5 protein-coding genes are annotated in these 6,887 nt (G+C 54.2%); 2 read left to right on the plus strand and 3 right to left on the minus strand.

Features of this window, described 5'->3' with window-relative positions; genetic code table 11:
- A partial coding sequence (locus RMSM_RS33065) for a GDSL-type esterase/lipase family protein (RefSeq protein ID WP_236622402.1) occupies window positions 1–719 on the minus strand: 719 nt, incomplete at its 3' end.
- Window positions 720–1,105: 386 nt separating this feature from the next.
- Window positions 1,106–1,612 carry a glutathione peroxidase gene (locus RMSM_RS33070; RefSeq protein ID WP_173405165.1) on the minus strand — a complete coding sequence of 169 codons (507 nt, stop codon included), beginning with the start codon at window positions 1,610–1,612 and terminating at the stop codon, window positions 1,106–1,108.
- A gap of 385 nt (window positions 1,613–1,997) precedes the next feature.
- On the opposite strand from RMSM_RS33070, the gene RMSM_RS33075 reads away from it, so the two are divergent.
- Window positions 1,998–3,395: an MFS transporter gene (locus RMSM_RS33075; protein WP_008708044.1), complete on the plus strand. Its 1,398-nt coding sequence runs from the start codon at window positions 1,998–2,000 to the stop codon at window positions 3,393–3,395.
- Window positions 3,396–3,648: 253 nt separating this feature from the next.
- Window positions 3,649–5,427 carry an aspartate--tRNA ligase gene (gene aspS / locus RMSM_RS33080; RefSeq protein WP_008708045.1) on the plus strand — a complete coding sequence of 593 codons (1,779 nt, stop codon included), beginning with the start codon at window positions 3,649–3,651 and terminating at the stop codon, window positions 5,425–5,427.
- Between the two features lie 193 nt (window positions 5,428–5,620).
- On the opposite strand, the gene RMSM_RS33085 is transcribed toward aspS, so the two are convergent.
- Window positions 5,621–6,887, minus strand: a 1,267-nt coding sequence (locus tag RMSM_RS33085; protein ID WP_040770789.1) for a S41 family peptidase, incomplete at its 5' end; no start/stop codon positions are given.

Raw genomic sequence — 6,887 nt, forward strand, 5'->3', positions numbered from 1 at the left:
CTGAGACGATATTGGTGAAAGAAAAGCTCATTCTTGCGAACAATTTGCTGGGAAAGCTCATCTTCAACCTGCTGGGGTTGGCCACCCACCAAGACATCCGCTAACTCGTTGGCCAAACGGGCATACCCCTGTTCGTTCGGGACCAAGCCATCGAGGGTGGTTTCATCTTTACTGGGGTGCCAAGCCATCGAAACCACAGGCGAATGGGTTTCTTTGCCGACCGTTTGCACGATTTCACGTGTCTGAGCGATCGATTCTTGATAGTTTTCGGTTTTGTAGCCCGGCAGCGGAAAGGGCGTCATCAGAATCACCCGGCGATTGGATTGCCGAATGTCATGAATCAGTCGCTGCAATCCGTCTGCGAACCGTCCAATCGCCGGATCACCATCGCTGGCTTCTGCGAAACCGTAAGCCAGCAAAACGACTGTCGGTTTGGCGACCTCGATATCGGCAAGCAACCGCGAATAGCCTTCGCGAGGCGAATCGAAGCGTTTTCGCGCGTAACCGTGCACGTCATCACCGGACCAGCCCAGGTTACGGACAGTCAATTTCCAATCCGGTCGCCGAGATTGCAATTGTCCCTCGAATTGACCGCTGCTCTGCATCCGCTCGACCAATGTTCCTCCGACGATCGCCACACGATCATGGGGTTTTAGCAGAGGAGACGCGGTTTCCGCCGACGCCCCATGAGGAAACAAACTGCCAAAAACTATCGACATGCCGAAGACGATGGTGGCAAAGCAAGAGAGTGAACGCATAACAGGAAAGGGATGCGAGGATATTCGGGTGGTTAGATACTTGTCGCGAATGCAGAGAAAACGCCCAAGGCTGTCTTGGGCGAAAATCGCACGCCGCGGCTGCTGGGCCGCAGCTTAATTCATAGGCTATCAAAACGGCGCAAGAATTTCGGGCGGTACGGCAAATCCAACGAACCCATTGACGGCTCCGGTCACCCACCATTCGCGTTCTAACCCTTTTCATAGCAATCGTTTAGTTGCTGTTGGTTAGCTGTGGGAGGAATCGAACGAGCGGCCGGATTGGACGCTTTACCCTGTGGCTTACGGGGCGGCCCACGGGCCGTTGATCTAAACGAATGGGTGACGTTCTATAGTTCCGATTCAATCGCTTTGATCAGTTCGGCGTCGTCGGGAGTGGTCCGCGGAGCGAATCGGTGGACCAATGTGCCGTCGCGGTCGATCAAGAACTTTTCAAAGTTCCAGCTGACCTTTCCTTTGCCAGCAGGTTTGACGTCTTTGCTGGTCAAGTACTTATAGATCGGCGTCGCATCGCTGCCGTTGACATCCACTTTGCTGAACATCGGGAAGGTCACGTTGTACTTTGTTGAGCAGAACGATTTGATATCCGCTTCGCTGCCTGGTTCCTGAGACCCGAATTGGTTGCAGGGGAAACCGAGCACGACGAAGCCCTTTTCTTCGTACTTTTTGTACAAATCTTGCAATCCAGCGTACTGAGGCGTCAGCCCACACTCGCTGGCCGTATTGACGATTAGCACCACCTTGCCCTCGTAGTCTTCGAGGTCCACGGTTTCGCCGTCAATGTTTTTTACTTTGAAATCGAGTGCACATTCGTGATCGTCGTGGGCGGTCGCCATGGTCGTGAAAGCTCCGAGAACAAGGGCGGTGGCAAGCAGGAAACGCATCGAGAGGACTCCGATAGCAGGGGGGAAGCTGCGATGAGCAGCAAATTTGATTGTTTAGGCAGAGTATAGCGAGCGAGTAAGTAGCAACGAGCGTGGAGGTGAATTAATCTCTCATTGCTGGCGAAATAACGGCAGACTTACTTGACGAAACTACTTTTGATTGCCAGCATTTTGTGGTCAATCTGCAATTTTCTCCCTCCAACGGACCAAACCGGCATACTATGGAAAACCGAAAACTACTTCTTTCTGCAGGCTTTCTAGCCTTGATCGCTGCCGGTACGGTTTTGCCGTACGGGCGGGACTTCTCGACGTTTGGTCGACTCAATACGGCTTCACGATGACCGAGTTGGGCCAAATCACGGGAGGAGGACTGCTTGGATTCGGGATCGTCATTCTGTTGGCAGGGTTTTTAACCGATTGGATTGGATACAAGCCGCTGATGTTGGCGGCACTGGTATGTCACGTGATTTCCGCGGTGTTGCTGTTCTCGGCTACTCCCGTTTTTAATGCGGCCGGTAAAGACGCGGTTTATATGATTCTGTTCTGGTCCGCATTCATTTTCGCGGTCGGCAACGGGATTTGCGAAGGCGTGATCAACCCGTTGACCGCCGCCATCTATCCTGAACAAAAGACTCATTATCTTAATATCTTGCACGCGGGCTGGCCCGCCGGTTTGGTGATCGGTGGTCTGATCGTCTTTTTGAAAGGTAGCGTCGGCTGGGAACTGCTGCTGGCCACCTACCTGATTCCGACCGCAATGTATGGCTTTATTGCGGTCAAAGAACGCTTTCCCCAAACCGACGCTCAATCCGGTACGGTTTCGTATGGCAGCATGATCGCCAAGCTGATCGCGCCGTTCTTTGTGATCCTGTTGTTGACCCACGCTCTGGTTGGATACGTCGAACTTGGAACCGATAGCTGGATCAACAAGATCACCAGCAGCATTCTTAAGAGTGCGACGCTGGGAACCGCACTGTTCATTTACACTTCGTTGTTGATGACCGCGTTGCGATTCTTTGCAGGACCCATCGTTCACAAAATCTCGTCCTTGGGGCTGTTGTTCTTCAGTGCTTGTATCGGGGCTACCGGGTTGTATTTGATCAGCATCGGAACGAACGTTTACTTCATGTTTTTTGCTGCGACGGTGTACGCTCTGGGCAAAACCTTCTTGTGGCCGACGATGTTGGGCGTGGTTGGCGAACGCTATCCTCAAAGTGCTACTGTGGCGATGGCTTTGATGGGGTTTGCGGGAATGACGTCGGCTGGATTGTTGGGCGGCCCGGGAATTGGATACAAGCAAGACTATTTCTCGTCGCAGTACATCCAAGCAAATGCTCCGGACACCTTCGAGCGTGTGAAGGCACCTAACGAGAACCAATTCCTGTTCTTCCCTCCGATCGTCGGCATCGACGGGGCAAAAGCGGGGATGCTTGCTGACAATGGCGAGACGATCGAAAACGAAAAGGCGATCGCGGGCGATGAGTGGACGAGCGAGAAATTCGAGGGACTCCGCAATCAATATGAGTGGTGGCAAACGAACAAAGAGTACGCCTCGGTCGATGCGGCTCCGGCCGGTGAAGCCGCTCTTTACGGCAGCCGAATGGCGATTCGAGCCACCGCGTTGGTTCCAGCCACGATGGCGATCTTGTATTTGATCCTGATTTTCTGTTTCAAAGCCCCCAAGCAGAAAGGCGATGCCTCGCTGGCTGAGGAAGCTCCGGGCACCGAGCTCTAAACGCCTACCTCCCGAGGAACGCAGATCACTTCCGAGGAACGCTAAAGAGCCGATTTGCGTTGGTTCCTTCGCAGCTTTTCCCCGGATTCAAAACTAGCAAAAGCCGGCATCGACCCTGATGCCGGCTTTTCTTTTGTCGGAACCGTTTTACTTTTGCCTGATCCAGCCTTTGCCCCCACTCAGCAAAAGCAACTCGGGCGGCTAGAATCCTGCTCGTTGACCCATTCCGTTTCCCTAGCCCCCGACCGATTCTGTGCTACGCACCCATACCTGCGGACAACTCCGCAAGACCGATATTGGAACCGAAGTGACCCTATGCGGATGGGTCGACAGCAAACGTGACCATGGCGGCGCCGTCTTTATTGACCTTCGCGATCGCTATGGACTGACTCAAGTCGTAGTCGGGCCTCCCGAGGCCGATGCGAAATTGATCGACGAAGCGGGCCGAATTCCCGCTGAGAGCGTGATTCTGATCAAAGGCAAAGTCGCCGATCGATTGGAAGGCAAAACCAACGACAAATTGCCCACCGGAGCGATCGAAGTTCGCTGCGATCACGTCGAAATCCTAAACGTTTGTGCCAACCCTCCCTTCACCCCCAGCCAAAGCGATTTGCCAGGCGAAGACTTGCGGCTGAAGTACCGTTTCTTGGACCTGCGTCGCAAAGAAATGCAGAACGCGCTCGTCCAACGCAGCCGCATCATCAAGGTGATGCGTGACTATTTTGCCGAGCACGATTTCATCGACGTGGAAACACCAATCCTTGGTCGCAGCACTCCCGAAGGAGCTCGCGATTATTTGGTGCCCAGCCGCGTGCACGCTGGAAAGTTTTATGCGTTGCCACAGTCGCCCCAGCTGTACAAACAAATTTTGATGGTTGCGGGTTTCGATCGCTACGTCCAAGTGGCGAAGTGTTTCCGCGATGAAGATTTGCGAGCCGATCGCCAACCGGAATTCACCCAGTTGGACCTTGAAATGTCGTTCGTTGATGCCGACGACATCATGGGGCTGATCGACGGTTTGGTTGCTCGCACGGCCAAAGAAGTGCTTGGCAAAGAAGTCAAAACGCCGCTGCCGCGAATGACCTACGACGAAGCGATGCGTCGCTACGGTCACGACGCACCGGATTTGCGTTTCGACATGGAAATTGTGGACGTCACCTCGGTCGCTAAGAAAACCGATTTCCGTGTTTTCCGAGCTACCGCCGACGCCGGCAATTTTGTTCGTGGTATGAACGTCAAACAGGCAGCTACCAAATTCTCGCGTCGTAATATCGACGAGATGACCGAGTACGTCAAAGACTTTGGTGCGAAAGGATTGGCTTGGTTCCGCGTCGAAGACGATGGGACGCTTTGGAGCCCGATCAGCAAGAATTTGGACGAAGCTCATCTCGCCGAGATCAAAGAATTGATGAAGGGCGAACCGGGCGACTTGCTGATGTTCTTGGCCGATACATGGGAAGTCACTTGCAAAGGTTTGTATGCACTACGCAAGCGTTTAGGCGCCGAGCTGAAACTGTACAGCCCCGATGACCTGAATTGCAGCTGGATCACCGAGTTTCCGATGTTCGAGCGTGACGAGGAAACGGGTAACTGGACAGCGATGCATCACCCCTTTACCGCACCGCTTGCCAGCGACTTGGAGAAACTGGATAGCGATCCAAGGGCATGTCGTGCTCAAGCGTATGACCTTGTTATCAACGGCAGCGAGGCGGGCGGTGGAACCATCCGGATCCACGATTCCAAGACGCAAAGCAAGGTCTTTGACCTGCTGGGGATCGACGAGGCGACCGCCGAAGATCGTTTCGGATTTCTGCTCAACGCACTGCGTTTCGGTGCACCACCGCATGGCGGGATCGCACTTGGCGTGGATCGCTGGGTGATGTTGTTGGCGGGGTTAGAGAACATCCGCGAAGTGATCGCGTTCCCGAAGACGCAAAAGGCAGCCGACTTGATGACTGAAGCACCGGGTGAAGTCGATTCAGGACAGCTCACCGAATTGCATCTGCGTACCGTCGGTGTCAAGACAAGCTAAGGTTCGAGGTCGCCAGCGTTTGGCTCGTTCGATTCTTTGTGTTGAACGCCACTACGCTACGCTTGTTCCCAGTCAAGCGTTTGGAAACCAGTGGAAGCGTTCAGCGAGAACGATCGCTCAATGCAAAAAAAATCCCGCTCGATTGGAGCGGGATTTTTTTGTTTCGGGATAGGATCGCTTGCAAGCGATCCGCTTATTGTGTTCGGCGGCTGATCCAATTGTCATCTGACAATCGCGAGATGGCGCGTTGCAGTACAGCGTCTTCGCGGTCGGTGGTCATTTCACCATTGGAATTTGGACGTGCCGCGATGTAGGTTGGTTCGACCGGGACGCTTGGAGTGACCCCGTTTTGGCTGATCGCTCGGCCGCTTGGCGAATAGAACTTGGCGGTGGTCAAACAGAGGCCAAACTTGGCCGATTGCATCCGAAAGATTCCTTGCACGCTGCCTTTGCCGTAACTGGTTTCACCAATCACATCGCCGCGTCCGCTATCGGCGATCGCTCCGGCAAAAATTTCACTTGCACTCGCACTGTCGCGGTCGATCAAAACCGCCAAAGGGATGTTCCACGTGTTGGGACGATGCGCGGTGTAGTCATAGTTTTCGCGAGCGTTCCGGCCGCGAGTGGTGACAATGCGTCCGTCGCCGAGAAAGCGGTCTGCTACTTCGACGGCGGCCGAAAGCAAACCGCCAGGGTTGCCGCGAACGTCAAGAATCAGCGATTTCATTCCTTGGCGGTGCAGGTCCCACAATGCTTGCTCGACATCACGTGTCGTCGTTTTTTGGAAGTTCGTCAGACGCAGGTAACCGACGTGGTTGGCGGAGTCGACGATGTGCACGTTTTCGACACACGGCACTTCGACACGGCGACGTTGCACTTTTAAATCACGCACGTGGCCATCGGCTCCCAACACCCCAATCGAAACGTACGATTTTTCGGGGCCGCGAAGCAAGTCGGCGGCATAACCCGGATCGGACGTTTTGGTTTCGGTTGTTTCGACACGAACGATGCGGTCGCCACCGATCAAACCAGCCTCTTCAGCCGGCCCGCCAGGGATGACCGACAGGATGTGCAACGCATTGCTTTCCGCTTTCAACTCGATACCCAAACCAACAAAGTTGCCTTCGATGTTCGAGAACATTTCATCAAGTTGGTTGCCCGACAACAGTCGTGTGTACGGGTCGAGCGTCGAAACGGCACCACTCATGAATTCCAAGGCGGTCGCAGTCGGCGACAATCCAATTTCCGATTTGGCCAAGCTTGCAACAAAGGCAACGTTCGCTCGCAAGTCAAAGCGAGTCGCTGTGCTGCGATTGGTCAATTGGTGATGCACGTTTTGACGAAAGCGTTCGACCGCGACCGGGTCAGCGGTAGCCAGCATGCGGCCAACAAACTTTTCTTCGGTCAACGCGACTTCAAGAGCCGCGGTGCCATGCAGCATCACGCGAGCCCAATCAATC

Source organism: Rhodopirellula maiorica SM1 (genome assembly GCF_000346295.1).
Classification (GTDB): Bacteria; Planctomycetota; Planctomycetia; order Pirellulales; family Pirellulaceae; genus Novipirellula; species Novipirellula maiorica.